The organism is Candidatus Leptovillus gracilis (assembly GCA_016716065.1).
GTDB classification, from domain to species: domain Bacteria; phylum Chloroflexota; class Anaerolineae; order Promineifilales; family Promineifilaceae; genus Leptovillus; species Leptovillus gracilis.
Map to the genome: position 1 here is coordinate 1 of JADJXA010000006.1, position 26,571 is coordinate 26,571.

Sequence of the window (26,571 nt, forward strand, 5' to 3'; positions counted from 1 at the left end):
AAAATTGGTGTGAACAGTTCCAGCGGCCAAAAGGCCAGCGGCGCCATCTCCCACAGGAAAAAGAAGATGTTGTACCGGCCGCTTTCTTCAATAACATAACCAGCCTGCTGCAAAATCGCCACCAGGTCGGTGTAACGCCAGTTAACCTCCACCTCGTCCCCCTGCCAGACGGGGTGCAGCCGCCGCCCCAGGCGCAGCAAAGCGCTGTCGGTGACAGTTTCTACCAGAAAAAAACGGCCGTCATCCACCAAACAGCGCCCCACTTCGGCCAACACCTGCTCATAATCGGCCACGTGGTGCAGAACATGGGCCACGTACACCATAGCAAACGAGGCCGACGGAAAGGGCAGTGCTGCGCCGCTGGCTTGCAGCACATCCAACCTCATCGTGCGCGCCGTGCCCAGTCGGGGCCAGGAAACTTCCAGCCCTACCCGGCGCAGCCGTGCGTCGGCGAAGCGCAGCAAGTTTTCACCATCGCCGCAGCCCAGGTCTAACAGGCGGGCGGGAGACAGCCGTTGCGCCAGGCGCTGCGCCACTCGCTGCTCAACCTGACGGTAGCGAAATAATTTGTGGCGGAAATAGAGAAGTTTGGGGTGCATGGTCACTCCCCGTCCGGGTGACGCCGCCGCCAGAGATAAACCACACCCCCCGCCAGCGTCAGCCACAAACCATTGACGGCCATCGCCGCCGGTAAATGCCATAACTGGCTGTGAAAGGCAATCATCAACCCGGCCTGCACGAGAATACCCAGGCCAATCAGGTAGACAAATCGCGGCCATTCGGTGGAGAGATAAAAATTGAGCCAGACATTCGCCAACGACAACAGCAGCATTGCCAACCCCACCAATCCCAAGACCGCTCCATCCACCTGATACCCACCGCCCAGGGTGGCGCGCACAATGAAATCGGGGAACAGGGCATACAATACAGCCAGCCCACCACAGACCAGGGCCACCACCAGCATGGCCGGAATAAGCACCCGCGAGGTGTCGCGGTGGGCGGCCTGCCGCTGCGCCGCCTTAGGGAACAGAACCATAATGATGGCTACCGGAAAAAATTGAACCACTTTACCCAGGGTGACGGCCGCGCTGTAATTGCCAGCCTGCACCGGATCAAAAAAGCGGCGCACCAAAATGGCGTCCATGTTCAGCAGCAGGGCATAGCCGATGAGGCCAACGGCCGTAAACGCCGAGTAGCGAAACAGCTCTGGCAGCTTGACTTGATGGTGGACGGCCGTTTTCTGCTTCACCGCCCCATCTAGCACCAGCCAGCCTACCAGCAGGGCCAAGCCGCTGGCTAACGGCAGCGATATCATCGCCCCAAACGCGCCTAATCCCAACCAGATGAGCAGCGCCCCAAAAACCAGGCGCAGCAGCGCCTGAGCCACCTGCACCGCACCCAATTCGGCAAACTGCTGCAATCCTTGCAGCGCGCCGCCCACCACCGGCCGCACCACCATCAGCAGCGTCGCCACCGCCAGCGCCAGCACCGCGCCAATCTCATCAATTTGCAAAAATTGGGCCAACGGCCAGCTCAACAGCAGCATCACCCCCATAGCCGCCGCGCCCCAACGCCAGGAAAGACGAAACATAGATTGGAAAAAAGAAGCGATACGCCCCGCTGCCTCCGGTTCTGCCTGAAAGCGGGCGATGTAGCGCGTGACAACGGTTTGGATAACCCGCGAAGCAACAACCAACACCTGCCCCACGGCCGCCAACGCCACTACCACGCTAAACTCCACCGGCGACAGCAGCCGGCCGGCGACCAGGTTAAACAGGTAATCGAAGGCAAAGGCCAGGGTGACGGCCCCAACGAGCGCCATGCTTTGCCACAGGCTGGGGGTGAGCGTTGGGATGTGTCGGGGACGGGAGGCCATATTAGTGGGAGGTAGACGGCCGTTTCTGCACATGCCGGTAACGCCAGCGGATTTGCCAGACGCGCCACACGGCTTCAACCTTCACCGGCACGTCCATCTTGCTCTTGCCAATGCGGCGATCTTCAAAATAAATCGGTAATTCTAAGACCCGAAAACCCATTTTCTGACACAAATAGGCAATTTCCACTTGAAATACGTAGCCATTGCTGATGACCTGTCGCCAATCCACCGCTTCCAGAACCTGTCGGCGAAAGACCTTAAATCCGGCCGTGGCGTCTTTGGCATTAATGCCCAAAATAGTGCGCGAATAAACCTGGTTGGCCCACCAGGACAGAAAATAGCGCCACCACGACCAGCGCTCGTCTACCTGGCCGCCGGGCACGTAGCGCGAGCCAACCACTACGTCGTAATCCGCCAACTGCGCGACCATTTGCGGGATGTAATCGGGTGAATGGGAGAAGTCGGCGTCCATTTGCACAATGACATCCGCGCCCATTTGCAGCGCCCTCTGAAACCCCTGCGCATAGGCCGTGCCTAACCCCTGCTTGCCGGACCGGTGCATCACCAGCATCTTCTCTGGATGAGACAGCGCCAATTTATCAGCAATCTGTCCCGTGCCATCCGGCGAATTATCATCCACGATGACCAGGCTCAGGTCGGCAAACGGCAGGGCATAGAGCGCATCGGTCATGGCGCGCACATTCTCAGCTTCGTTGTAGGTAGGTAAGACGACGAAAATTTTCATAAGTTTGTCCTGCACGGACGGGGACGCAGCGGCTAGCCAGGTCGGTTAACCGACCTGGCAGCCGTTTAATCGCGCGCGGCGATGGGCAGGTATACTTTCAGGCCATGGATCGGTAAATGAAATGTCAGGGAGCGGCTGCCTCCGTCACCGGCCAGGGTGGCCTGGTTGGTGATGAGGGTGAAATCGGTCAGGGCGGGGTCAATCGTCACCCGGTAAGAGAACGTTGTTTGCCCCTCAGCGGGGATAACGCCGTTCCATTGGATGGTATTGGTTGCGGCATTGTAGACCGCGCCGTTTGTAGGGCTGCCGGGCACAAGGACGACATGGGCGGGAAGGGGATTGTTCAACACGGCCGTTGGCGTCGCCCGCCCCTGGTTACGCAAGATGAATACAAACTCAAAGGCTGCCCCTGGCTCCATCAACCCACTGCCAACCAGCGACGAAACTGAGAAATTGGCCGGAGTAATTAACTCGGCCACAAACAAGTCGCGGGCATTATTGGTGTCGTTGGGCACGATATTAGAGGCTTCGGTGGCAAAACCCACCGAACGACAGTCGGCAGAAAGTACGGCGCGGTGCGCCCGGCCATTGCCCATCTCGCCACCCAAACCAACCGTTACCAGATGGGTGGTCTGGGTCAGGCGGTCACGCAGGAAAACCTGGCGCTGGCCGTTGTGGGGGATGGGGACCAGGTTGGTGGCCTCTGAGGTAAAGACAATATAACGGCCGTCACCACAAATGGCCGGGTCTTTGCCTTCAGCGTTGGCTTGCTGCCCAGTCGAAGAGACGCTGACCATCTCCAGGCTCTCGCTAATCCGGTCGTAGACAAAAATGTCGGCCGTGCCGTTGCTGTCGTTGGGGACCAGGTTACTGGCAAATGAGCGGAAGACAATGTAACGGCCGTCGGCCGAAATACGCGCCGGGTTGCTCAATCCACTGGACTGCCCGCCGCCCACCGGTCGGCTGATCAGGCGCGTTTCTTTTGTCACCCGGTCATACAGCATAATGTCGCGCACATCGTTGCTGTCGCCAGGAACCAGGTTGGTCGCGTCGGAGGCGTAGACGATGAAACGGCCGTCATAACTGGACTCCGCGCCCACCACAACACCATCGGGATAAACCCCGCCGGGGCCTTTGGTGATGCGTTCGATGACGCCCGTCTGTAAATCACGCACGTAAATGGCTGTCAATCTGTCGGAATTTGTATCTACAATCCCATCTCCATTGGAAGAAAAAATCACGTAGCGCGCATCGGGCGAAATAAACCCGACGCTGTTGCCGTCTATCTGCCCGCCGTGCCGGTTTAAGGAAACCCGGCTTAACTGACCGGTGTGGCGGTCGTACAAAAAAACGTCCAACCCATCATCTACCCAGGGATGTCGGTTGGTGTCGCCGGGCACGAAATTGCTGGCATAGGAGTTAAATGAGACGTAACGGCCGTCCGCGGAAACCATTGGGTCAAAACTGCGCTGGTCGGCGGGTTGGCTGTCGTCACCAATCATCTTCACTGTTAGATTGGTCGTCCGGTCATGGATAAAAATGTCAACAAAATTCACCTCAGTTTGATCCGGCGCCCAATTGGTGTTGAAGGATTCAAACGCCACCACCTGGGCATCGCCCGACACCGCCAGAAAATAAGAATCTAGATCACTTTGCGCCCCGCCGCTGCCCACGCTGACGCGCACCGCATTGGCCACAAACTGAGCCGACGCTATCTGGCTAAACACCAGCAAGATCAACAAAGAAAGGGCCAGCGCCGCTGCCGGGAAACGGCCGTTTGTCCATACCATAGTTGTTTTGGGGGTTTTCTCAATACCGTACATACTGGATTCATTCTCCTTTTGCCTCAACAAGATAAGGCCCAAACAAGCGAGACAGGCTTCAAGCCCGACCCGCCTTTGAGCAAGATGACGTTTCGCCAGAACCGCAAAACGAGAGGATTGTACTTGAACCGAACCGGAGCAACAATACAGCAGCGCCAGCGACAAGCATCCTACTGCCCTACGCTGCCCAGCGAAACTGGCTCACCCAGGCGCTCGCCGGTCACGGCGTCGTAGAGGCCGATAGATAGATTTTTAATCCCGGCCATGTCCCAAGCCGCCAGCGGATGCGCCTGCGCCAGCACATCACCCGGCTGCCAGGTAGATGGGTCCACGTCCAGCCCATCCCACTGGGCCACAATCTCACCGCGCTCATCGAGGGCATGGACGAAGATTTTTAACGGCCGTTCCGTCTCCGCCGCCACCCGCCACGCCGTCAGCAGCCCGTTCTCGCTCCGCTGCCAGCCCAGATAGACCAGCGGGCCAAAATCCACTACCTGATCCGCCCAGTCCCACTGCGGTGGGGCAGGCAGCCGATAAAGCGCCTGCCCGCCAACGGCCGTCACCATTTCTTCCGGCCACAACGCCGCCAATTCAGGCAAAGACGGCCGTTCCCCTTCCACCACCAGCCAGCCCCCTTCCCCCGGCCAGATCAGGCTCGACTGCGCCGCAAACCAGCGCGGCCGCACGTCATTGGTCGCCCACTGCGCCGCCAATTCCGCCGCCAAGGCCCCTGGGCGCGTCCCACTGAAAGCCACGTGAACCGGCGGCCCGTCAGCCTCTACTGAATACACGAAGATACTGTCGCCAATGCGCGCCAGCGGCTCCCGTTCCCGGAACCAGGCATAAGCCTCACGCGCCTCGCCCAGCACCACGCCATGCAAATTGGTCACGCTGATGGCGTAGAAGCCGGGCGCGGGATTGGCCGGATTATACGCCTGCCGCGCCGGGTCGCCCTGCTCTGGGCCGGCCGCCCAGGTGGGCAGCGGCGTAAAATCCAGGCCATAGGCGCTGGGATGGGCCGTGCCAAAGTAGCTCAGTTGCAGCGGCTGGTCCGTCTGGCGCTGCCAGGCGGCCAACGCCGGTAAATCTTGCCCCCAATCCACGTTGCTGTCGGAAAGCAGCCGCCAGCTGTTGGCCGGCCCGCCCGCCAGGGTATTGAAATATGGGATGTAATGCGGCCACTGCCAGAGGCTAATCAGCACAACCGCGGCGGCCCCGGCAGCGGCCGTTCGCCGCGCCCACACCCCATCGGCCAACCGCCAAAGGGACACGGCCGTCGCCAGGTACAAAAACGGCAGCATCGGCAGCAAATAACGCACGCCAATATTCAACGCCGAAGCCATGCTGGCCGCCAGATAAAACAGCACCGGCAGCAGCAAAAACCAGGTCGTCGCCAGGCGCCACGCTTTCTGCCAGACAGCGACCGCCAGCGCCAGCAGCAGCAGCGCCAACGTCGGCAGCGGCGTTTTAAGCAAAAAGGCCACCGGGAAGTAATACCACCAGCCGGCCGCCGACGCTTCGCCAAAAAGATACTGTCCGTGCCCACGCCCGGTATACTGCAGCTGCCAGAACAGATCATCCCAAAACGCGCCGCCGGGCAGCGGCCGCAACGCCAACCCATACACCAGCCAGACGACCACGCCACCTACCAAACCGGCCACCACCAACGCCAGCAGCGGCCGCCAGGTTCGCCGCCGCCAGCTTAACCCCAGACCTAAAACAGTCAAAACCGGCAGCAGCAGCGCCGCGTTAAACTTGCTGACCGCCGCCAACCCCAACGCCGCGCCGGTCAGCAGCAGCGCCGGCCAATGCCATGCGGCGGCGCGGCGGGACTGCCGCGCCCACAGCCAATAGCCATACACGGCCGTCGTGAAAAACAACGTCAAAGCCAGGTCACCGGTGATGAGACGGCCGTGCGCCAGCACATTTGGGTCAAACAACAGCAGCGCCAGGGCCACCAACCCGGCCGTCGGCCCGGCCAACTGCCGCCCCCAGCGAAAAACCAACGCCCCCAACAACAGCGTCAGCCACATCACCGGCAGCCGCCCCAGAAAAATCAGGCGCAGCGGATTGGCGTTTAGCTGCCACAAAAAGGCGTCACCGGCCAACGACCAATTGCCGCTTTCCCAGGCTGGTGTGTTCAGCGGCAAAATTAGATCTGCTTCAGTGAGCAGCGGCAGCGCCGACCAAGCGCTGGCCCCCAGGGGATGACCTAGCAAAAAATGGGTCGCGCCCTGGCGCAGATAGGCAATGCCGCGAAAGAGATGGCTCTGTTCGTCTACGGTGGCGCTTTTCTGTACGGCGCTGCTAACCAACAGAGCAAACGCCAGCCAGAGCAGCGCAACGGCCGTCCAATGCGCTGTTTGTCTCTGCCCCTGCTTTCGGTAAAATCCCATCATGCAATCTCTTCGGCTGCGAATCGTTCTGGTTTTGGGTGGGCTGTTGGCTCCGGCCATTTTATGGGATGTGTCCCCCTGGCTGCGTGGCCCACAAGGCTGGCGCTGGCCGCTGCTGCCCTGGCCGCCCTGGCCCAACCTGTTGTTGAGCGCGGTAACGGCCGTTTTGTTCCTCGTCGGCTGGTGGCTGCTGCGCCACCGGGCCGCCCGCCAGACGCAGCGCGCTTTGTTGGCCCTGTTCGCCCTCAGCCTGCTGCTGCAAGCCAGCCTGCTCAATCTCACGCCGACCACCGGCGGCAATTACAGCCCGGCGGCGCTGCTGTTCGAGCGGTTGGCCTCCGCCCAGGCCAGCGGCTATTTTACCGCCGCCCAGGAAATTGACCATTTGCCCGACGCCCTGCGCCGCTATCCCCAACTCATGCCCAATTTCAGCGCCGATCCCCATCCGCGCAGCAAACCGCCGGGTATTGTGCTGGCCTATTACGGCAGCGAACAGCTTTTGGCCCGCCTACCGGCCATCAGCGACCCGCTGGGGCAGTGGGCGCGGGGCGTGCGCTGCGCGGATATGTGGCTGGCGACGCGCAGCAACGCCGCCCTGTCGGCCAATCTGCTGGTGGCCTTGTTGACGCCGCTGCTGGCGGCGCTGATCATCTGGCCGGCCTATGGTCTGGCGGCGCGCCAGGCCGGGCCAACGGCCGGTTGGCTGGCGGCGGGATTGGCCGCGCTGCTGCCCGGTCGTCTGGCGTTTGCGCCGCACATGGACACCCTCTACCCGCTGCTGGCCCTGTTGGCTCTCTCGCTGGCCGACCGGGGCGCGCGGCGCAATGATTGGCGCTTGGGCCTGCTGAGCGGGCTGGTCATCAGCCTGGCGACTTATCTGAGCCTGGTGAATGCCTTGATTGCGCCGCTGGTGGGGCTGTTTGTGCTGGCGCAGTTGGCGCAAGAGCGGCCAGATTTCTGGCGGCGATTGGCGGCGCATGGCCTGGCGATTTCGGCCGGGACGGTGAGCGTCTGGCTGGTCTATTGGCTGGTCAGCGGGGTAACGCCGTTGGATATTTACCACGCCGCCGCCCCGGCGCGCCACGACCTGTCGCGCAGTTATTGGGTGTGGCTGGTGTGGAACGTGTATGATTTTGCCATGTTTGCCGGACTGCCGTTGTTTGTGCTGGCGCTGCCCCGGTTGGCCGAACTGCGCCGCTGGCCGACGGCCGTTCCGCTGCTGCCCGCGTTTTGGCTGACGTTTGTGGCGCTGACGGTCAGCGGCATGATTCGCGGCGAGGTGGGGCGCATCTGGCTGATGTTGGCCGCCGCACCGCTGCTGCTGGCGGCGCGTGCATGGGGCAACGGCCGTCTGGCGGAGCGAGCGGGTTTGTGGCTGCTGCTGGTGGTGACGGCCGTTTCCTGGGCCATCAACGTCCGCTGGGAGACGACCACGCTGGAGTGGCCGCTGGCAACACCGCGCGTAATGGCAACGGCCGTGCCCACGCCCACGTATCCACTAACCGCCACTTTTGGGCCAGACATCCAACTGCTCGGGTACGATCTGGCTGCCGGCGAGCCGCTGGATCTGACGCTTTATTGGCAGACACAGGCGCGAACGGCCGTGCCCTACACCGTTTTTATTCACGTTGTGGATGAAACTGGGGCGATTGTGGCGCAGCGGGATGTGATGCCGGATAACGGCCGTCTGCCCACCACCTGCTGGCAGCCAGCGGAATTTATCAGTGACGGCCACAGCCTTACTCTGGACGGCTTACCAGCCGGAACCTACAGCCTGCGGCTGGGGTTGTATGATCAGGCGACGGGCGAACGATTGGGCGAACCGGTGATTTTGACCACGCTGCAACGATAGCCAGCCAGATTTGTACCCGTTTAGATTGGACAAATCTCAAAAGATTGGTCCAATCTTGCCTATTTCGTCCACGGCGGCAGCAGCAGCCGATCATCTCCGGCAGGGGTGAGGAGGCGGATTTGCCGATCTGGGTTGTAGAGGCCAACCTGAAGCCAGTAACGGCCGTTCGCCACATTTGCCAAATCAATTCGCTGCACCTGGAAGAAATAATCCCCGAATAACAACGATTCATAATCGGCGGCAAACGAATCATCTTGCGCCACAATCTGCCCCTCTTCATCCAGCAGATGGGCAAAAATGCGCCGGGAACCAGTGGGAAAAACGCGCTGCTCAATCTGCCAGGCGGTGATCAGCCAAAGCGCATCTTCGGCGTGGTGCAGTTCATAGCCATGCAGGCCAATCTGGTCGTCATCCAGGGTAAAAGTGACCGGCAGCGAAATTGTCTCCGCCGCGACGGCCTCCGTGGGAATCAACTGTTGGCTGCGATAGGCGGTTTTCGCCATTGTTGCAATCCATTCTCTCGCCGCTGGCGCTAAATCGGCGTTGAAACCATAGGTAAGCGGCGCGGAACTCAGCTCCAAAGCATTTGCCAGCCAGGGTGAAAGCGGCGTGGATTCATGAATAAACCACCATCCCTCGGTGGGCGGCACAACCAGACCGCCGCGGGCATCAAACCAGCGGCGCGGCGTGGTATTGACGCCAAAGCTTTGGCGCACATCGGGATTAATGTGCTCGAAGCTGCCATAACCAGAGAGGGAGACAGGGATGTAGCGACGTGGTTCGGGCAGGTGGACGGCCGTGTACAAAATTGGCCGCGCCGGTCCCCAGGGGTCCAGCGCCCCGCGATAGGTGCTGACTATGGAAAACAGGGCGATGGCGATGACGGCCGTTTGCCCCGCAAAACCAGACGGCCAGCCTGTCCGCAGGGCAAAAGCGGCCAGCAGCGGCACAGGCAGCAAAAGCCAGCGCGGGCTGAAAGCAAATCCACCAAAGTTATCGGTTGAAAACAAGAAGAACAAGAAGTGCAGCAGCGCGCCACCCAAAACAAGCAGCGCCAACTGACGCTCGTGACTTTGGGCTGCGCGCAGGCTGCGCCATGCGCCCCACAAGTACCAGCCAAGAATAGGGAAAAAGGCCAAAGCGCCGTTCTCGCCGATCAACAGGTCCAGGGCGTAGCGGGGGATGTTATCCGCAGCGCGAAAACCACTGAGATTGCCATACAGTTTGGAGCCGACAAAATCGTAACCGGCGGCGTAAAACTGCGGCGGAAAAGGGTTGCCCACAATCTGAAAATTGAGAATCATAAAAATAAGGGCCGGCGCAAGAGCGCCAGCCAGGTACCAGATAGCCGACAGGCGACAGCGCCAGGCAAGATAAGCAGCAAAAGCGACAAAAAAAAGCGCCGCCGACAGGTCAATGGTTATGGCAAACATCGCCCAAAAACCAGCCCACAGAAGCGCGCTGCGCGGGGGGGCTGCATGACGCAGCAACAGATACAGGGCAATAAACAGGCCCATCGCCGCCGGAACATGATTGGTAAAAACAGTGCTGTACGGAAAAAGTGCGGTCCCTAACCCTAAGGCCAGCACAAAAAAGAAGGCTGTCGGGTTTGTCCAGCCATAAAATCGGGCCAATTTGTAGGCGAGGGCCAGAATGATTGTGGCGGGCAAACTGACCAGCACAAAGGTCAGGGCAACATAAACCCAATCTGCCTCGGCCGGTTCGCGGACAGCCAGGCAGCCGCTGGCGCTTTGGCCTGGCTCACAACCTTCGCTTTGCAGCGTTAGCCCCAGACCATGATGCAGGCCGTAATAAATACCGCTCCCCGCAAAGCCAACATCGGCGGCTTGTCGGAGTAGAAATGGTCGCCCACTTTAATTTTGTCCAGCGTATGAACAAAGGGCGATTCGTCTATGACCCAGACGCCTCGATGCACCAGCGACTCGATGGCGGCCATGCGTGAGGCATCGTTGGTTGAATAGGTCCGACTGTGGGCAAATAGGAGCCAGATCACGCTGAACAATAAGACAATGAACCAGGTCCAGTCGGTGTTGTGGATTGTGCGGTGTACGTTTGCTTTCATAAGGTATGCCCGGTTAGCGGTTGAATTGGCCCAGGACAACGGCCGTTTCCCCCAATCCCACCAGTTCCGGCCAGCTGTAAAACCCGGTCTGAATGGTGTACTGGCCCGGCGGCAAATCGAGTGGCAGCGGCAGGCGATAAGTGTCCAGCACCATCTCGCCTACACGCCAATCGGCGGTGGGGTAGCCGGCTGGCGGGCGGTCCAATTGGGCCACCAATTCGCCGGCTTCGTTAACCAGGTGGACGAAGGCGGTGTAATTTTGGCCAATGGGCGCTTGCGCCTGCCAGACCAGGGTGACGTTCAGCGCCTCATCAGCCGGCGCTGCCTGCCAGCCGCGCAGGGTGATGGTATCGGCAAAGGAAATAGAGGAGATTTCGGCCACCGGCAGGCGCGGCGCGGCGGCAGGAAGGTGGAAGGCGATGAAGTTGGGATATTGGGCGGCGATGTAGCCGGTAGGAAAGATGGCTTGCAGCTCGGCAAGGGCCTGCTGAGCGGTGGGGCGGAGGAGGTAAACGGCCGTTTGCCCTTCTTCCCCCATTGGCACAAGCCCCTGCCCACCGGCATAGCTGCGCAGCCGCTCCGGGTCGGCCAGGGCAAAGTAGATGGTCGCCATTTCTTCCTGGGTGGGCGTAAAGTAAAGTGCGGCGTCGGCCGGTTGGGCGGCGGCGTACTGCCCCAACTCCCAATCGGGCAAGTGAAAATCGGCCGCCAGTTGGGGATGGTTAGCGTAACGGAAGAAGTAGTCGCGCACGGTGAAGAAGAGGGAGGCGAGGAGGAAGAGAAGGATGAATTGTGAATTGTGAATTGTGAATTGTGAATGGGGAGAGAGTTGGATTAGTTTTTCCAGGCCGATGGCGATGAGGATGGCGATAACGGGGGCGGCGCCGGACATGCGGCCGAAGTGGGGGGCGTCGCCGCTAAGGATGGTGGGCAGCAGCATGACGATGAGCCAGATCAGCAGGAAGATGGCGCGGGGGTTGAATTTTTGCCGCAGGAGGTGGACCAACCCCACGAGGAAGAGGATGGCCTGGATAGGGTCCAGATACGGCCGTCCTGGTAAATTGTGGCGCAAATGGGTTTCGCCCTGCCAGAACAACCCCCGGAACACACGCCCGATATTGTAGAGCCAGGTGAGATACGGCCGTCCTTCCACCACCCCCTTGCCTTTATTCGCCACATAAGACATGCGAAAAGAGAAAAAATAGGGATAGCGAGCGAAGTATAGCAGCAGCGGCAGCGCTGTAAGCAGGGAAACAGCCGCCATCACCGCCACCTGCGGCCACAACCGCCGCGCCGCTCTATCCCGCCAAAACCAGAGCGGCACAAACAGCGCAAACAACAGCGGCAGCATCCGCCCAACCGCATACACATACACCCCCAACCCCAAAAACAAGCCAGCCAGGACAAACGGAAACCATTGACGATTGAGGATTGACGATTGACGATTTTCCTGTTCTCCCCCGCTCCCCCGCTCCTCTGCACCATTCACACCGCGCCAAAAAAAGTAAACGGCCAACGTTTCGACCACCACGAAGGGCATCATGCGCAGGCCGAAGCGGCTGAAATGAATGGCGGGAAAAAGAACAGCCATGAAGAAGGCGGCCAAAAGAGGGATTTCGGATTTCGGATTTCGGATTGACGATTGGCGATTGGCGATTGACGATTGGCGATTGACGATTGCGTCTGCCGCCAGATAGGTGGTGAAGACGGCCAGGACGCCAAAGAGAGCGGGGACGAAACGAATGGCAAAGGGGGTGGGGCCGAAGAGCCAGATGGAAAGGGCCATGAGGTAGATGTGCAGGGGTTCACGGCCGTAATTGCCCTCAAAGAAAATGGGGAAGCGCGTGGGTTGGGCGGGGCTGCTGGCGTGGGCATCCTGGGCGTACAGTTCCCAGCCCTCGTAGAACTGCGGGAAGGTTTTGCCCTGGAGCAGCGCGAGGGCATCCAGGCCGTTGTAGGCTTCGTCATGGTACAGGCCGGGCGGCAGGTCGCTTAGCTGCCAGAAGCGCAAAAAGGCAGCCAGCAGGAGAACCAGGAGGAGAAGGAGAGCGGGAGAGCGGGAGAGACGGAGAGACATGTGAATTGTGAATTGTGAATTGTTAATTGTGAATTGTGAATTGGCCGAGGAGGGCGAAGTCGGCGTCGGTGGGGGTGAGCAGGCGACGGCCGTTTTCAGGGTTGTACAGCCCAACGCGCACGTCATATTTGCCCGGCGGCAGGTCAGCGGGCAGGGGGATGGTGTGCGCCTGCCACAGAAGGGTTTGCGGCCGCCAGCCCTGCCACTTTGCGCCCAGGCCATCCCACTGCGCCACAATGTCACCAGCCTCATTGGTGAGGTGGATGAAGATGCTGAGAGGTTGCGGCGACGAGGTTTTGCGCCAATGGGTGTGGAGGGTGAACGGTTGGCCGGGAACGGCCGTTTGCGCCATCACCCAGTTCAGCAGGCCAATCGTCCCGCCCTGGGCGGTAAATTCCACGCGCGGCCGTTTATAGCCATCGTCCATCGGCGGCAGGCGGTACAGGCGGTAAACGGCCGTTTGCGCCACCAATTCCCAATCGGCCGTATAGCCCCATTCATCGGCCAAAACAGGCGCGGCCGGTAAGACCACCCAGCGGTTGTCAGATTCAGGGATTAAAACGGCCGTAGCCGGATCAAACCAGCCCAGCGTCACCCGATTGCTCTGGAAACGGGCAAAATCAGCCGGGGCCAATTCATCCAGTTGCACGCCACCTAACGAAACGTCAACCATCTCACCACGCTCCTTTACCTCGTAAATGAAAATGCTGTAACCAATTTTAGCCACCGGCTCGCGGTCCCGAAACCAGGCAAACAGATCGTGGTCGGCGAAGTGGACGCCTTGCAGAGTAGTGGCGCTGATGGCGTATAAACCGGGAGCGGGGTCGTGGGGGTAAAACGGCCGTGCCCCCGGGTCCATCAGGCGCGGCGGCCAACTGTCCAGACCGCTGTAGTGAATGCCGTAATACTCAGGCCGCCCTTCGCCAAAATAACTCAACCAGACGTGGTCAACCTCATTGGCATCCATCCACTGCTTCAGATTGCCCAAATCCTGGCCCCAATCCAGGTTGCTGTCTACCAGAGCGCGCCAACCACCGTTGGGGCCACCCGCCAAAATGTTGAAGTAGGCCAGGTAGTGGGGATGGAGCCAGAGAGCGGCGGCGAAGAGCCAGAGAAGAGCGGGAAGAATGATAAATGATGAATTGGGAATTGGGAAATGTGAATTGAGGAGGGTGACGGCGATGAAGACATAGAGATAGGGCAAGACGGGCAAGATGTGGCGGTAGCCCAGGTTGACGTCGGTGGTGAGGGCAATGGCAAAGTAACCCAGGACTGGAACCAGTAAGAAGACAAACGATTGACGATTGACGATTGACGACCAGTCTTTTAATCGTAAATCGTCAATCGTCAATCGTAAATAGCGCACAATGGCCCAGGCCAACAGCAGCAGCGTCGGCAGCGGCGTTTTGAGCAGAAAAGCCACCGGGAAATAATACCACCAGCCGTTATCAGAATAACTACCGAGCAAAAACGCGGGCGTGGATTTCTGCAACCGGCCGCCAATATCCAACAACTGCTCCAGGTGATGGGACAACGGCACAGTAAGGCCGCCCAACTGCGCCAGCGTGGGCAAATTTTGCGGCAGCGCCCCAATCTGAAACCCATAGGTCGCCCACAAAGTGAATGGGGCGATGAGGACGTAGGCGACAAGGAGCATAAGGAAAATGCGGAGTGCGGAGTACGGAGTGCGAAATAGATTCCGCGCTCCGCACTCCGCACTCCGCACTCCCAAATTGATAAGGATGACGAGGGCGAAGATCGGCACAAACAGCCCGGCGGTAAATTTGGTGTTTTGTAATAAGCCGAAGGCTATTCCGGCAAAGAGGGCGCGGGACCAGGACGGCCGTTGCCCAAACCGCCACAACGTATAGCCAGATAAAAAAGCAAAAAAGGTAAGTCCCAAATCCGTCGTCGCCAGGCGGGTGTGCGCCAGAATGTTAGGGTCGAAGGCCACCAACACCAGCGCCAGCAGCGCCGCCCACTCATTTTTCGCCAGTTGCCCGGCCCAACGGCCGGCCAACGCCGCCAACAGCAGCCCCAACCAGATGGTCGGCAGACGGGCCAGGAACATCACGTGGGCCACATCGTTGCCAATTTCCCACAAGAACAACTCAGACGGCCGGTGAAAGCTGGGCAGCTGCCAGGAAGGGTCAGACGTAGGCAGCTGCACAGACGCATCGCCCCGCAGCAGCGCCGCATTCAGCGCGTTCAGCCCCAGCGGATGGCCCACGCGCAGCCATTGGTTTTCGCCGCGCACATAGCCCAAACCGCGCGTAATAAACCCCTGTTCGTCAAACGTGGGCGACGTGTGCGCCAAACTGCTGACTGCCAGGGCAAACATCAGCAACAGAACGGCCGTAGCGATCAAACGTTTGGCTATCATACGAAACAAAGGTGACTGGCCCGTGGTGGGCCAGTCACCTGCAACCATTGGTTTATGAACCTGTCAGGTCTTGTTTACGATTCCTCAATGATCATCTAGAAATTACATGGGCCAGATTGGACCAATCTTGGAGATTGGTCCAATCTAAAAAACAGGAAGTTATTCTTAGACCATTACTTAGTCAAGATACTTCACTTCAAAGAAATCATAGAACCAGATAGACGGTTTATACTCATCGGTGGAGGCAAACACGCCAAAATATGGTTCATGGATATAGGTCGTATCAGAGAAAGAAGCCTTAAAATTACCATCCACGTATAACCGCGTGCCATCGTTGCGCACTTCTACCCGGTAAGTATGGTATTCCAGAGAGTTGTCGTTAGACACGATGTCATCCACCACCTGAGTGGGACCTACGCGCTTAATCGGGCTGCCACCACAATTTGGACACCAAAACAGGCTGTCTACCCGTTCGTGCAGCAGCTTGATGGGACCAAAGAAGATGTAGTTGTAATTGTAGAAATGGTTAAAGCAGTTGTCTGTCTGGTAAATGTTGCCGAATTCCGGGCAGGCGTCGCCATTCCAATCGCCGCCAAAGACCATACCACCAGAGACCAGATTAGAGCCGTCATGGACGCGCACCCGGTATTCGATGACGTAAGGTACCGGCGGCGCTTCAACCAGTGGGCTGGCAATCATCCAGTCCCACCGATCGCCCACGATGATGATCAGATTACCAGCTTCGCTGCCTGTGCCATAACGCACGGCCGTTTGTTCCAAATAGGTCGTGCGGCGCAGCGGCGTCCACCCTGTCGTCGCGTCAGAGAAGTCATCCCGATAGTTCCCGATCACCCGGACAACATTGGACCACGGGCTGTTGTCGTCTGGTCCCAGAGCGCGCAGCCGGTGATAGTAGACATTACGCGCTGATGGCCCAATGCCGGTGATGGGTTGGCTCAGCACGTTGGCGGCAGTATTGTAAGTGGTAACGCCGGTAGCAAAGGTGGGGTCCTGAGATTGTTGCAGTTCATAGCCAATGACATAAGTATTGTTGCTAATGCTCCAATTCATCAGCCAATGGTTGTTGTTGGCCGGGCGCGTCGCGCCCAGCGAGGGCGCCGGTGGCGGCGGCACTGGCTTGGCAATGACCGGCATGAAGTATTTATAAAAGGCAGCGATGGTCGTTAAGGTAGCGGAATCGGATACGGCCGTAGCGCTTTGCGAAGTGGCGGTGATTACGGCCGTCGCCGAATCGCCCTCATTGGCCCCAGGCGGTATGGTGATGACCACAGCCAGCAGCACGGCCGTGCCGTTGGTCAGGCTAAACGTGGTCGTGGGAACCACGATGGGCCAGGTAGACGCATAGGTAATGTCATATACATCGCTGAGTGTGCCAGAATTGGACAAAACCAATGTATAAGTCACCACTTCACCCGGTCCGCCCATGCGCGTGGTGTCGTCTAATAAACTGACGCTGTAAGAGACCAGCCCCGTGGCAGCCAGTGGGGGTTCGATAACGGCCGTCTCTGGCGTGGTGCGCGGCGGAATCTGCGCCGGCGTCTCGTCGCTGTGGATAATGTGGGAATTGATATAAGCCGCCAACGCCTCGTCAAACGTCAGCGTAGACGTGATGACTGGGCTTTGGGCATAAGCAGCGGCCGGGCCGCTGCCCGACGATGCCGCCATGGTCTGGACCAAAACCAGCACGCCGACAATCGCCAGAACCAATACCCCTAAGACCCGGAAATGGTCTTTCTTAAAAACTTTCATTTAAACCTCCAAAAATCTAGGTAACTCAACAAAATAAACGTCTGTTATGTCTTATCATCTCATGTTTTTTGCGCAGCGCAGTTATGCTGGTGGCTCTCTTCCTGACCAAGACATATGCTAATCAATGGTGGTGTAGCTGGGATTATTGTTGGAAGGATCAACAAAAAACAGTGGGGTTATCTTACCTATGCTGTCACTTTCCGTCAACGAACAGATCACGGGCTAAAACAACCACATCACCAAGATCGCCGGTATGGCGCAGCCGTCGCTGCTGCGACGGCGTATACAAACCAATTTGCAAGGTCAGCGGGCCGTCGGCTTGCGGGATGGGGATGGTATGCAGCTGCACAACGGTATCGCCGGGCTGTAACTCCGCCGGCGCCGCATCCCAGCCATCGTGCTGCGCCAGCAGATTACCGTCAATGTCCAATAAATGGGCAAACGCCGTCAAATCGGCCGGCAGCGTATCCGTCACCCGCCAGACTGTGATCAGCCGTAAAACCCCTCCTGGCTCACCAGGCAGTATCTCATACCCTTCTAATGTCATCACCTCCTCAAACGAGATGGGGGTGTCGAGCGGCGGTACGGCCGTTATCACCGGCAGCTCATACACGGCAAACGACGGCCACTGCGAGCTGCGATACAGCGGCTCGGCGGCAATACCGGCCGCTGCCAGCAACGCTGGATTGATGGGGGCGAACTCGGGCACAACCAGACGGCCGTTTTCCCCCATCTCTCTTGCCGGCAACACCACCGCCCCGGCCACCGGCGCCCCGGTTTGCACCCAACGCGCCGCCGGGTCATAGCCCAAACTGCGCCGCAGCGAGTCGCGGTCAATCGGCTCATAAAAGCCGTCAGCCACCACCAGGACGTCCGTCGGATGGGCCTTTATGTAACGGCTCATCGCCAACAGCGCCGATTGGTAATGTTCCAGCCGCGTCGCCTGCGCTTGCGGCCAGTGGACAAAACCATCGGCTACAGTGCGCGCCAAGTTGTAGACAAACACGGCCGTAAACAACGCCGCCATCAACAAACGGATGAATCTGGCGGCTGCTGGATAGTTGTTTGCCAGTCGTTGGCTCTGGGCGACGCCTGCCGCCACCCCCATCCCCATCAGCGTATAAACCACCGGCATGGCGGCAATCAGCCGCACGGTGCTGGGCGCTTGCGGCGTCAGGGCGCTGGGAATCAGGCCAACAGCCAGCCAGACCAGCAGCAGGGCCATGCGTCCTTCACGCCAGCGCCACAACGCGGCCAACAGCCCCACATAGAAGAATACGGCCGTTACCCCAGCAAACAACGGCCGTCCCGGTAAGGAATAGGTCCAACGGGGATCACCCGTAAAGCTAAATACGCCCAACGTGCGCAGCGCGCTGCCCAACACCGGCCCCGCATCGCCCTGCCGCAGCGCCGTCAATGGGCCGGCTAACTGCTCCACCCGCTGCTGCAAGGTTGGGTCGCGCCAAAGCGCCACCTGCATCGGGGCGGCCATCACCATAAAGATGGCCAGGGTGATCAGTAACCAGCGCCACCAGGCCGCGCCGCCGACCATGCGCCGCCCGGCCAACCGCTGCGCCAACGCATAGCCCACAGGCAGCAGGAAAATGATGCGCGCCGCCGTGTAGCTGTAGAAGCTGAAGCCCAGAAAAAGACCGGCCAGCAGCGGCCGGCGCCAAAACCAGGCCGCCAGCAGCAGCAGCAGCGGCAGCAATATCGGGCGAATGCCAATACGACTAAAGATGATCGGCCACCAACTGACAGCCAGACCAAGGCCAGCGGCAACGGCCGTCACCACCCCAAACTCCCGCTTCGCCCAACGCATCGTCAGCGCCACCAACAGCAGCCCCAGGAACACCGATGGCAGCCGGATCGCCAGCATGTTGTCGCCCAGCAGCGGCGCAAACGGCGCCGCCAGGTAATGATAAAGCGGCTCGTGGCCGTATCCCTCGCGGAAGAAAACGGCGTGATAGCCACCACGAATAAAGGCGGCAATATCGGCGTCCAGCACCTCGTCCTGGGCCAGACCGGGCGGCACGCCCTGTAAAGCCACCAGCCGCAAAAGCGCCGCCAGCAAGAGAACGGCCGTCGCCCAAACCGTAAACCGTTTGTCGTAATCCGTTACCCGTGATCCGTCATCCGCAATGCGCAATCCCAAATCCGTTCTCCTACCGCAAGTCATAAATCAAAATCGAATAGCCCACACGGCCGTCCGGCTGCCGCTGTCGGAACCAGGGGTAAACCGTTTTCTCGCCCCAATGCGATTCCCACAAACTGCTGGCGCTGATGGCGTAAACGCCCGGCCCCGGTGCGGCCGGATCAAATGGTGGATTGGTCCATAAACCATAAAATTCTGGCCGGGGAAAACCGGGCAGCGGCTCATAAGACAAGCCGTAATAGGCCGGATTGGCCGTGCCAAACCAGCCTAATTCCACCTGTTCCACGTCGTTGTCGGCCATCCACTGCTGCAAGCGCAGCAAATCTTGCCCCCAATCTATGTTGCTGTCTACCAAAATACGCGCGCCGTTGGCCGGCCCGCCGGCCAGGGCGTTGAAATAGCTCAGGTAATGGGGATGCAGCCAGAGGGTGATGGCGAGGAGCCAGAGAGAACCGAGCCAAAGAAGATATTTCGGATTCCCGATTGCAGATCGCGGATTTTGGCGTGGGATGTGGGCCAGGCCGCTGATGAGGCTGAGCAGAAAGGGCAGCATGGGCAGCAGGTGGCGGTAGCCGATATTCAGGCCGCTTTGCAGGCTGAAGAGGAAGTAGAGCAGCGGCGGGACCAGGAAGAATACGGCCGTTCGCCTCGTCTGCCTCTCTTTTACCAGAATCACGGCCGCCAGCGGCAGCAGCAGCAAAATCGGCAGGGGCGTTTTCACCAGAAAGGCCACCGGGAAATAGGCCAGAAAACCCTCGGTGGAAAACTGTCCCAGCAAAAAGGCGGCCCGTCCGCCGCTGCCCAATCCGGCAATCTGTCCGATGCCCGCCCAAAAGGTGGGCATCGGACCGACCCATTGATTGAATGATTGCAGCGGCGCGGAGTTAAACCGGAACGGCCCAAATTCAAAGCCAAAAATCACCCACACCACCAGCACCGACGCCAATCCGGCGCTGAGAAATTGCCCCAACCGGCGCAGCGCCGCCCGCCACCCCTGGGCCGGATAGAGTGGCAAAACGGCCGTCACCGCCAAAATCGGCACAAACACCAATGTAGACAGCTTGCTGCCAAACGCCAACCCCAGGCCGAAGGAAGCTAATAGCCAATTGACCATTGACAATTTCTTCCCATGCCACAGCCGCCAGAGCAGGTAGGCTGCCAGAAACAGAAACGCCGTGCCGCCTAAATCGGTGGTGGTGTAACGGCCGTGCGCCAGCAAATTCGGCTCGAACAGTAAAAAGAAAAAGGCCAAGGGGGCCGACAGCCGTCCCCAGGCCTCCCGGGCAAAATGAAAGCCCACCAGCGCCAACCCCAACGTCAGGAAAACGATGGGCAGCCGCGCCAGAAAGATCATCAGCGTCACGTCATTGCCGAAATGCCACATCATCTGCTCGGCAAAGACATACCAATACACGTCTGGCGGACTAAGCTCGGTCCAACTGGGGTCGTCCAGCGGCAGCTTCACGTCTGGCAGCAGCAGCGCCACCGGCAGCGCCGACAAGGCATTCACCAGCGGCGGATGCTCCAGACTCAGGCGTGGGTCGCCGGTGCGCAAAAAGGCCAGGCCGCGCGCCAGGTGGTTCTGCTCGTCCATCGTTGGACTGTCGCCCACCAGGCTGCCGACCGCCAGCCAGAAAAAAAGCAAGACCAGCGGCGTAAGCAGCCAGCTCGCGGGGATGTTGCGCCATCGTGCCATAACAGGCCGATTATATGCCAGGTGGCAAAAAGCGGGCGAATGACAAAGCGGCGGCGGGGGGAGAACGGCCGTTTCCCGTAGGCGGCGCGTTCAGATTGACGATTGGTCCTGAGCTTGTCGAAGGATTGGCGATTGACGATTGGCGAATGACGATTGACAATTGAGCTATGATGCGTAAACAGGCTGTAAACCTTCTAAAAATCGGCGTCACCGTGCTGGGGCTTTACCTGGTTCTGCGCGAAGTAGACCTGGCAAGCATTCTGGATGTGCTGCGTGGGGTCAAGCTGGGGTGGCTGCTTGTCAGCTTTTTGCTGGTGAACGCCAGCCTGGTTTTACGCGCCTATCGCTGGCTGCTGCTGCTGCGCGGCGTCGGCACGGCCGTTCCGTTTAGCCGGTTGGTGGAGCTATATTTTGTCGGCAACTTCTTCAACATGTTCCTGCTGTCCGGCTTTGGCGGCGACGTCGTGCGCGTGCTGGAATCGGCCCGCGACGTGCCCGGCAGCGTGGCCGCCGGCACAGTCATTCTGGACCGGTTTACCGGGCTGATCATGTTGTTTGTAATGGCTTTGTGCGCTTTGCCCTGGCGGCCGGACAACTTTCCGGTCTGGTTGGTCTGGTTTATCGTGGCCGGGGCGGCTGGCGGCGTGGGGCTGCTGGCTATGCTGATGCAGGGCAGTTGGCTGCGACGGTTGGGCGGCTGGCTGCCCGGTCCCCTTTCGCCGGTGGGCGATGGTCCTATCGCCAGCCTGCTGCAAGCGGTAGAAGGCTGCGGCTGGCGGGCGGTGGGCAGAGCGCTGCTGGTTTCGCTGCTGTTTAACCTGATGCTGGTCTTGTGGTGGCAGACAAACAGCCTGGCCCTGGGGTTAAGCGTGGGCTATGGCTATCTGGCGCTGGTGGTCCCGGTGTTGTCGGTGCTGCTGCTGGTCCCATCAGTGAGCGGCCTGGGGACCAATGAGGCGGCTGCGCCAGTTTTGTTTGCGGCGGCCGGATTGGGGATAGAAACGGCCGTGGCCCTCTCTTTGCTCAACTTCCTGGTGGTGCGGTTGTCCGGCATTTTGGGCGCGCCGGTTTACTTGTGGACGGTGGTGCGCAACGGCCGGTCTGGTTGACGATGCCCTTCCCTATTCTCATACTTACGCTGGTTGACTGACAAGACTCACATTCAACCCAATTGACAGCGGATTGGCAGGATTTACGGATACTTTTTCCTCGACTACTCTTATCCACAAATCCTGGAAATCCGTGTTCTGCGACCTTTTAGGCGAAGATTTCTCTGGACACCTATATTGCATATTTCGCCGCAGTCAGTCGCCTCGTTAGAACAACCGCACCTCTACCCATTCACCGGCTTCCAGGCCGGCTTTGTTCAGCGGCACTTTGATGAGGCCGTCGGCGTTGACCAGGGTGTAAATCAAATTGCTTTTGCCAAAAATGGGGGTCGCCAGCAGGCCGTCGGCGCTGTCTTCCAGGCGAGCGGGCACGTAATCCTCGCGGCCGCTTTCGCTGGGCAGGTTTTGTGTCAGCCGGGCGCGGGCCTGGCTGCGGCGCGGTGGAACGGCCAACCCTTGCAGCCGGTAGATGGCCGGAACGCCCAGCATGTCGAACTGGACCATGGCGGAAACAGGGTTGCCGGGCAGACCCAGCACCGGCTTGCCATTCACAATACCAACAATGGTGGGTTTGCCGGGGCGGGTGGCGACGCCATGCAGCAGCACGCCCGGCTGACCCAGGTGGGCAATCACCTGCGCCGTCATATCGCGGGCACTGACGGAGGAGCCGGCCGAGATGACCAACATATCGCATTCGGCCAGTAGTTTGGCAGCGGCCGTTTCCAACATAGCGTAATTGTCGGGAATGATGCCGCCGCGAACGGGGATGCCGCCAGCCTCAATAACCTGTCCGGAAACAACGTAGCTGTTGATGTCGCGTATCTGCCCAGGTTGGGTAATGAGGGTGGGATGGACCACTTCGTCGCCGGTCGCCAGGATGCCGACACGAGGCCGCCGCACGACGGCCAGTTCGGTGAGGCCAACAGCCAACAGACCACCTAAATCTTGCGGCCGCAGCCGGTGGCCGGCGGGCAAAATTTCGGCGTCTGGGGCCACATCTTCGCCGATTTGCAGGATGTTTTGGCCGACGGCGACGGGCTTCATTACTTCGATTTCAAATGGCCTGGAGAATTGTGAATTGTGGATTGTGAATTGTGAATTGTGAATAATTTGAGTGTGTTCGATCTGGACGACGGCATCGGCGGTATCGGGGACCATGCTGCCGGTGTGGACCAGAATGGCCTGGCCGGTTTGCAAGGCGACGGTGGCTGCCTGCCCCATCGTTACTTCGCCGATGACGGTCAGGAAGGCGGGCAGACTGTCGGCTGCGCCGTAGGTATCGGCGGCGCGCACGGCGTAGCCATCCATGGTGCTGCGACGAAAGGCGGGCAGGGGTGTTGGCGCGTATTGGACTGCGGCGGTAATACGACCAACGGCCGTCGCTGTGGGAATGGTCTCGGCGGGCAAAACGGCCGTCAGGTGGCGCAGCAGCAGCGCCCGCGCCTGGTCGGGTGGTAGGACGTTAAAGAATTCAGCCGACATCATCACCCTCGTTTGGATCCAGGCCCAATTGGCGCAGGCGGGCGCTCAAACGTTCGGCGCGCTGTTCAGCGGCCTCAGCCCGCTGCTCGGCGATTTCAGTCCGTTGGCGCTCTTGCTGAGCGCGTTGGCGCTCCCGGGCCGAAAGTTCGGCCCCGGTGGGAATCAGCGCGCCGTCAGCGTCTTGCCAACGCAGCCAGGTCTCCTCTTTGTTTTCGTAGCTGCCCTGCCAGAGGGTAAGCCCCAGGTCTAAGCCGACAAACAGGTCGGGGGCGATTTCTTCATATTCGCGGCGCGGTGTCAGGGCGTAAGCCCGGAGGATGTCCGGCTGGACCTCTTGCTGGGGATCATAGATGACGTAATAGGGAATGCCCATGCGCGCGTAGGCTTGCAGCTTGCGGTCGTCTTCGCCACCTTCGCGGTTGGAAACGATTTCGATAACCAGATCGGGAGTTTTGCCAAATTCCCAGATGAAGTAGGCGCGATGCCCTTTGGCCCACCAGTCGTCGGGGGCGATCACGTCCAGACTGAGGAATACGTCGGGCACGAGGGGTGGTTGATGGACGGAAGCAAAGACCCCAACGTTGGCGGCCGCCAGGAACGGCCGTTCCTGGGTCCCTTTCCAGGCAGTATAAAGCGGTTCAGTGAGCAGGCGCATCTGTTTTTCGGAAGCCAGGTTGCCCACGGGCGCATCATCCTCCGTTACAATATGGGAAATGTCCGGCCACAATTCAGGGGGCAAGATGTAGGTTTCGCTGATTTCGTTGGGAATGGTTTCGGTCATAAACGCCTCCGACAAGAGTTTAGACAAAGAGACGAAAGGGTCAAAGGTTATGCGATGGGAGAATTATACATCAAGTCTGATCGTCGAGCAGTGCGGCAGTCAGGCGGTCAGCAATTCTCACTATGGAATCCAGCCGTAGGGGCGGGACAACATTTTTGCCAATCACCAATGCCTGGCCTCCTGCCTGTTTCACCCCTCTTTGGGTCCCATTGGGCGAGACGGCGCGGGAAAATGCCGTTCGCTGCGGCTGTTCTCTGTCCGCGCCGTCCTGCCCCTACCATAGGCGAATTCCGAGAAATAATCGAGTGAAAATTCGATGTATTTCGGAATTCGCTTGAGGTATTTTCGGATTGAAGGCTTATTTATTTTTCCGAAAATGCCATACACCATAACAAATTGAGGTTCTTCATGATTTCACGGGGTTGACACCGGATGTAGGGGCGACCCTTGTGGTCGCCCTCGTTTGGGCGGGTACAAGACCTGCCCCTACATTTAGCGATACCCCACGATATCCAAACCCCCCCAAATCTAAAAGGGGAAAAGGGGGAGGGGGGGAGGGGGGGGGGGGGGGGGGGGGGGGGGGGGGGGGGGGGGGGGGGCCGGGGGGGAAAAAGGGGGGGGGGGGGGGGGGGGGGGGGGGGGGGGGGGGGGAAAGGACAAAAAAAGGAAGAAGGGGGGGGGGGGGGGGGGGGGGGGGGGGGGGGGGGGGGGGGGGGGTGGGGGGGGGCCAAAGAAAAAAAAAAAAAGGGGGGGGGGGGGGGGGGGGGGGGGGGGGGGGGGGGGGGGGGGGGGGGGGGGGGGGGGGGGGGGGGGGGGGTGCGGGGGGGGGGGGGGGGGGGGGGGGGGGGGGGGGGGGGGGGGGGGGGGGGGGGGGGGGGGGGGGGGGGGGGGGTTGGGGGGGGGGGGGGGGGGGGGGGGGGGGGGGGGGGGGGGGGGGGGGGGGGGGGGGGGGGGGGGGGTTGGGGGGTGGGGGGGGGGGGGGGGGGGGGGGGGGGGGGGGGGGGGTTGGGGGGGTTGGGGGGTTTTTTGGGGGGGTTTTGGGGGGGGGGGGGGGGGGGGGGGGGGGAGGGGGGGGGGGGGGGGGGGGGGGGGGGGGGGGGGGGGGGGGGGGGTTGGGGGGGGTTTTGGGGGGGGTTGGGGGGGGTTTGGGGGGGGGGGGCCTTTCTGGGGGGGGGGGGGGGGGGGGGGGGGGGGGGGGGGGGGGGGGGGGTTTGGGGGGGGGGGGGGGGTGGGGGGGGGGTTTTTGGGGGCGGGGGGGCCTTTGGGGGGGGGGGGGGGGGGGGGGGGGGGGGGGGGGGGGGGGGGGGGGTTTTCGGGGGGGGGGGGGGGGGGGGGGGGGGGGTGGGGGGGGGGGGGGGGGGGGGGGGGGGGGGGGGGGGGGGGGGGGGGGGGGGGGGGGGGGGGGGGGGGGGTTGGGGGGGGGGGGGGGGGGGGGGGGGGGGGGGGGGGGGGGGGGGGGGGGGGGGGGGGGGGGGGGGGGGGGGGGGGGGGGGGGGGGGGGGGGGGGGGGGGGGGGGGGGGGGGGGGGGGGGGGGGGGGGGGGGGGGGGGGGGGGGGGTGGGGGGGGGGGGTTGGGGGGGGGGGGGGGGGGGGGGTTGCGTGGTTGTTTTTCGGCTTGTTGTGGGGGGGGGGGGGGGGGGGGGGTTGGGTGGGGTGGTGTTTTTTGTTTTGGGCGTGTTGTGTTGAAAGACCCATTTTTTCTTTACAAAGCGGCCAATTCTGGTATAATTTTTTGTCTAAAATAACTTCACTGGTGATGGGCCGCTGGCAGCAGCGGTTTTCCCTTATATTGGGGGTAATGAATGACAATAAGAAAGCCTTATCTGGTAACAGGCGAAGGGCTTGTGAAATTGCAGAAAGAGTTGGAACAGCTCGTCACGGTTGGCCGTGAAGAAGTGGCCGAACGTTTGCAGCGCGCTTTTGATGATGGCCCCGACGATGATTTTATTGATAATGCCGAACTAGAAGCGGCGCGTAATGCGCAGTCGTTTTTGGAAGGGCGTATTCAGGAAATCGAGGAAATCCTCAAAAATTACCAGGTGATCAAAGACGACGATGGCCCTCATGATTTTGTGCGCGTCGGCGATTGGGTAACGGTCAACGAAGTTGGTTACGACGAAGAAGAGCGCTATCATCTGGTGGGCGCGGCCGAAGCCGACCCAACAGAAGGACGCATTTCCAACGAAAGTCCGCTGGGCGTGGCGCTGTTGGGCGCTAAAATTGGCGATGTGGTGCGCATCAAGGCGCCACGCGGCATTACGGAGTTCCGGGTCGTCAATATTGAGTAGCGGTTTTTTAACCACATCAACTTTTTCAGCCCGTGCTTGACACGGGCTTTTTTTT

General features: G+C 60.4%; 18 protein-coding genes. 4 read left to right on the forward strand and 14 right to left on the reverse strand.

Annotated features, from left to right (window positions below; all coding sequences use genetic code 11):
- The 5 genes from IPM39_16380 to IPM39_16400 form a co-directional block, all read right to left on the reverse strand.
- On the reverse strand, positions 1-599 hold a 599-nt coding region (locus tag IPM39_16380), incomplete at its 3' end, for a class I SAM-dependent methyltransferase (protein ID MBK8987628.1).
- 2 nt (positions 600-601) lie between these two features.
- On the reverse strand, positions 602-1,822 hold the full coding sequence (locus IPM39_16385; GenBank protein ID MBK8987629.1) for an oligosaccharide flippase family protein: 1,221 nt from the start codon (positions 1,820-1,822) through the stop codon (positions 602-604).
- A gap of 55 nt (positions 1,823-1,877) precedes the next feature.
- On the reverse strand, positions 1,878-2,621 hold the full coding sequence (locus IPM39_16390) for a polyprenol monophosphomannose synthase (GenBank protein ID MBK8987630.1): 744 nt from the start codon (positions 2,619-2,621) through the stop codon (positions 1,878-1,880).
- 65 nt (positions 2,622-2,686) lie between these two features.
- Entirely contained in the window at positions 2,687-4,444 is a 1,758-nt protein-coding gene (locus tag IPM39_16395; GenBank protein MBK8987631.1) for a PD40 domain-containing protein, read from the reverse strand.
- 170 nt (positions 4,445-4,614) lie between these two features.
- Positions 4,615-6,843 carry a phospholipid carrier-dependent glycosyltransferase gene (locus IPM39_16400; GenBank protein MBK8987632.1) on the reverse strand — a complete coding sequence of 743 codons (2,229 nt, stop codon included), beginning with the start codon at positions 6,841-6,843 and terminating at the stop codon, positions 4,615-4,617.
- Between IPM39_16400 and IPM39_16405 the strand changes: the two genes are divergently transcribed.
- Complete coding sequence (locus IPM39_16405) at positions 6,842-8,692, forward strand: hypothetical protein (GenBank protein ID MBK8987633.1); 1,851 nt, start codon at positions 6,842-6,844, stop codon at positions 8,690-8,692. The genes IPM39_16400 and IPM39_16405 overlap by 2 nt on opposite strands.
- Before the next feature lie 59 nt (positions 8,693-8,751).
- On the opposite strand, the gene IPM39_16410 is transcribed toward IPM39_16405, so the two are convergent.
- The 7 genes from IPM39_16410 to IPM39_16440 form a co-directional block, all read right to left on the reverse strand.
- Positions 8,752-10,362 (reverse strand): hypothetical protein, encoded by a 1,611-nt coding sequence (locus tag IPM39_16410; protein ID MBK8987634.1) that lies wholly within the window; start codon positions 10,360-10,362, stop codon positions 8,752-8,754.
- 113 nt (positions 10,363-10,475) lie between these two features.
- Positions 10,476-10,775, reverse strand: coding sequence for a hypothetical protein (locus IPM39_16415; protein MBK8987635.1), 300 nt, complete (start codon positions 10,773-10,775; stop codon positions 10,476-10,478).
- A 13-nt stretch (positions 10,776-10,788) separates the two neighbouring features.
- A complete protein-coding gene (locus IPM39_16420) occupies positions 10,789-12,852 on the reverse strand; it encodes a phospholipid carrier-dependent glycosyltransferase (protein ID MBK8987636.1) in 2,064 nt (687 codons plus the stop codon).
- Positions 12,853-12,874: 22 nt separating this feature from the next.
- Entirely contained in the window at positions 12,875-15,235 is a 2,361-nt protein-coding gene (locus IPM39_16425) for a glycosyltransferase family 39 protein (protein ID MBK8987637.1), read from the reverse strand.
- A gap of 177 nt (positions 15,236-15,412) precedes the next feature.
- Positions 15,413-17,005, reverse strand: a complete 1,593-nt coding sequence (locus tag IPM39_16430) for a hypothetical protein (GenBank protein MBK8987638.1) — start codon at positions 17,003-17,005, stop codon at positions 15,413-15,415.
- A gap of 193 nt (positions 17,006-17,198) precedes the next feature.
- Positions 17,199-19,160 (reverse strand): hypothetical protein, encoded by a 1,962-nt coding sequence (locus IPM39_16435; GenBank protein ID MBK8987639.1) that lies wholly within the window; start codon positions 19,158-19,160, stop codon positions 17,199-17,201.
- A 10-nt stretch (positions 19,161-19,170) separates the two neighbouring features.
- Positions 19,171-20,856 (reverse strand): phospholipid carrier-dependent glycosyltransferase, encoded by a 1,686-nt coding sequence (locus IPM39_16440; protein ID MBK8987640.1) that lies wholly within the window; start codon positions 20,854-20,856, stop codon positions 19,171-19,173.
- A 14-nt stretch (positions 20,857-20,870) separates the two neighbouring features.
- On the opposite strand from IPM39_16440, the gene IPM39_16445 reads away from it, so the two are divergent.
- Complete coding sequence (locus IPM39_16445) at positions 20,871-21,020, forward strand: hypothetical protein (GenBank protein MBK8987641.1); 150 nt, start codon at positions 20,871-20,873, stop codon at positions 21,018-21,020.
- Between the two features lie 3 nt (positions 21,021-21,023).
- Entirely contained in the window at positions 21,024-21,965 is a 942-nt protein-coding gene (locus IPM39_16450) for a flippase-like domain-containing protein (protein ID MBK8987642.1), read from the forward strand.
- A gap of 207 nt (positions 21,966-22,172) precedes the next feature.
- On the opposite strand, the gene IPM39_16455 is transcribed toward IPM39_16450, so the two are convergent.
- Positions 22,173-23,447 (reverse strand): molybdopterin molybdotransferase MoeA, encoded by a 1,275-nt coding sequence (locus IPM39_16455; GenBank protein ID MBK8987643.1) that lies wholly within the window; start codon positions 23,445-23,447, stop codon positions 22,173-22,175.
- The gene (locus tag IPM39_16460; protein ID MBK8987644.1) at positions 23,437-24,228 is read right to left on the reverse strand and encodes a Uma2 family endonuclease; all 792 of its coding nucleotides are present in this window, start codon (positions 24,226-24,228) and stop codon (positions 23,437-23,439) included. The genes IPM39_16455 and IPM39_16460 overlap by 11 nt, the downstream gene beginning before the upstream one ends.
- Before the next feature lie 1,802 nt (positions 24,229-26,030).
- Here IPM39_16460 and greA point away from each other — a divergent pair.
- Positions 26,031-26,516 carry a transcription elongation factor GreA gene (greA, locus tag IPM39_16465; GenBank protein MBK8987645.1) on the forward strand — a complete coding sequence of 162 codons (486 nt, stop codon included), beginning with the start codon at positions 26,031-26,033 and terminating at the stop codon, positions 26,514-26,516.
- Positions 26,517-26,571 lie beyond the last annotated feature (55 nt).

Coding starts and splice junctions, on each gene's coding strand:
- IPM39_16390 (MBK8987630.1), bottom strand. CDS start 2,621: ATGAAAATTTTCGTCGTCTTACCTACCTACAACGAAGCTGAGAATGTG.
- IPM39_16415 (MBK8987635.1), bottom strand. CDS start 10,775: ATGAAAGCAAACGTACACCGCACAATCCACAACACCGACTGGACCTGG.
- IPM39_16405 (MBK8987633.1), top strand. CDS start 6,842: ATGCAATCTCTTCGGCTGCGAATCGTTCTGGTTTTGGGTGGGCTGTTG.
- IPM39_16400 (MBK8987632.1), bottom strand. CDS start 6,843: ATGATGGGATTTTACCGAAAGCAGGGGCAGAGACAAACAGCGCATTGG.
- greA (MBK8987645.1), top strand. CDS start 26,031: ATGACAATAAGAAAGCCTTATCTGGTAACAGGCGAAGGGCTTGTGAAA.
- IPM39_16425 (MBK8987637.1), bottom strand. CDS start 15,235: ATGATAGCCAAACGTTTGATCGCTACGGCCGTTCTGTTGCTGATGTTT.
- IPM39_16395 (MBK8987631.1), bottom strand. CDS start 4,444: ATGTACGGTATTGAGAAAACCCCCAAAACAACTATGGTATGGACAAAC.
- IPM39_16420 (MBK8987636.1), bottom strand. CDS start 12,852: ATGTCTCTCCGTCTCTCCCGCTCTCCCGCTCTCCTTCTCCTCCTGGTT.
- IPM39_16385 (MBK8987629.1), bottom strand. CDS start 1,822: ATGGCGCTCGTTGGGGCCGTCACCCTGGCCTTTGCCTTCGATTACCTG.
- IPM39_16450 (MBK8987642.1), top strand. CDS start 21,024: ATGATGCGTAAACAGGCTGTAAACCTTCTAAAAATCGGCGTCACCGTG.
- IPM39_16440 (MBK8987640.1), bottom strand. CDS start 20,856: ATGGCACGATGGCGCAACATCCCCGCGAGCTGGCTGCTTACGCCGCTG.
- IPM39_16455 (MBK8987643.1), bottom strand. CDS start 23,447: ATGTCGGCTGAATTCTTTAACGTCCTACCACCCGACCAGGCGCGGGCG.
- IPM39_16460 (MBK8987644.1), bottom strand. CDS start 24,228: ATGACCGAAACCATTCCCAACGAAATCAGCGAAACCTACATCTTGCCC.
- IPM39_16430 (MBK8987638.1), bottom strand. CDS start 17,005: ATGAAAGTTTTTAAGAAAGACCATTTCCGGGTCTTAGGGGTATTGGTT.
- IPM39_16445 (MBK8987641.1), top strand. CDS start 20,871: ATGCCAGGTGGCAAAAAGCGGGCGAATGACAAAGCGGCGGCGGGGGGA.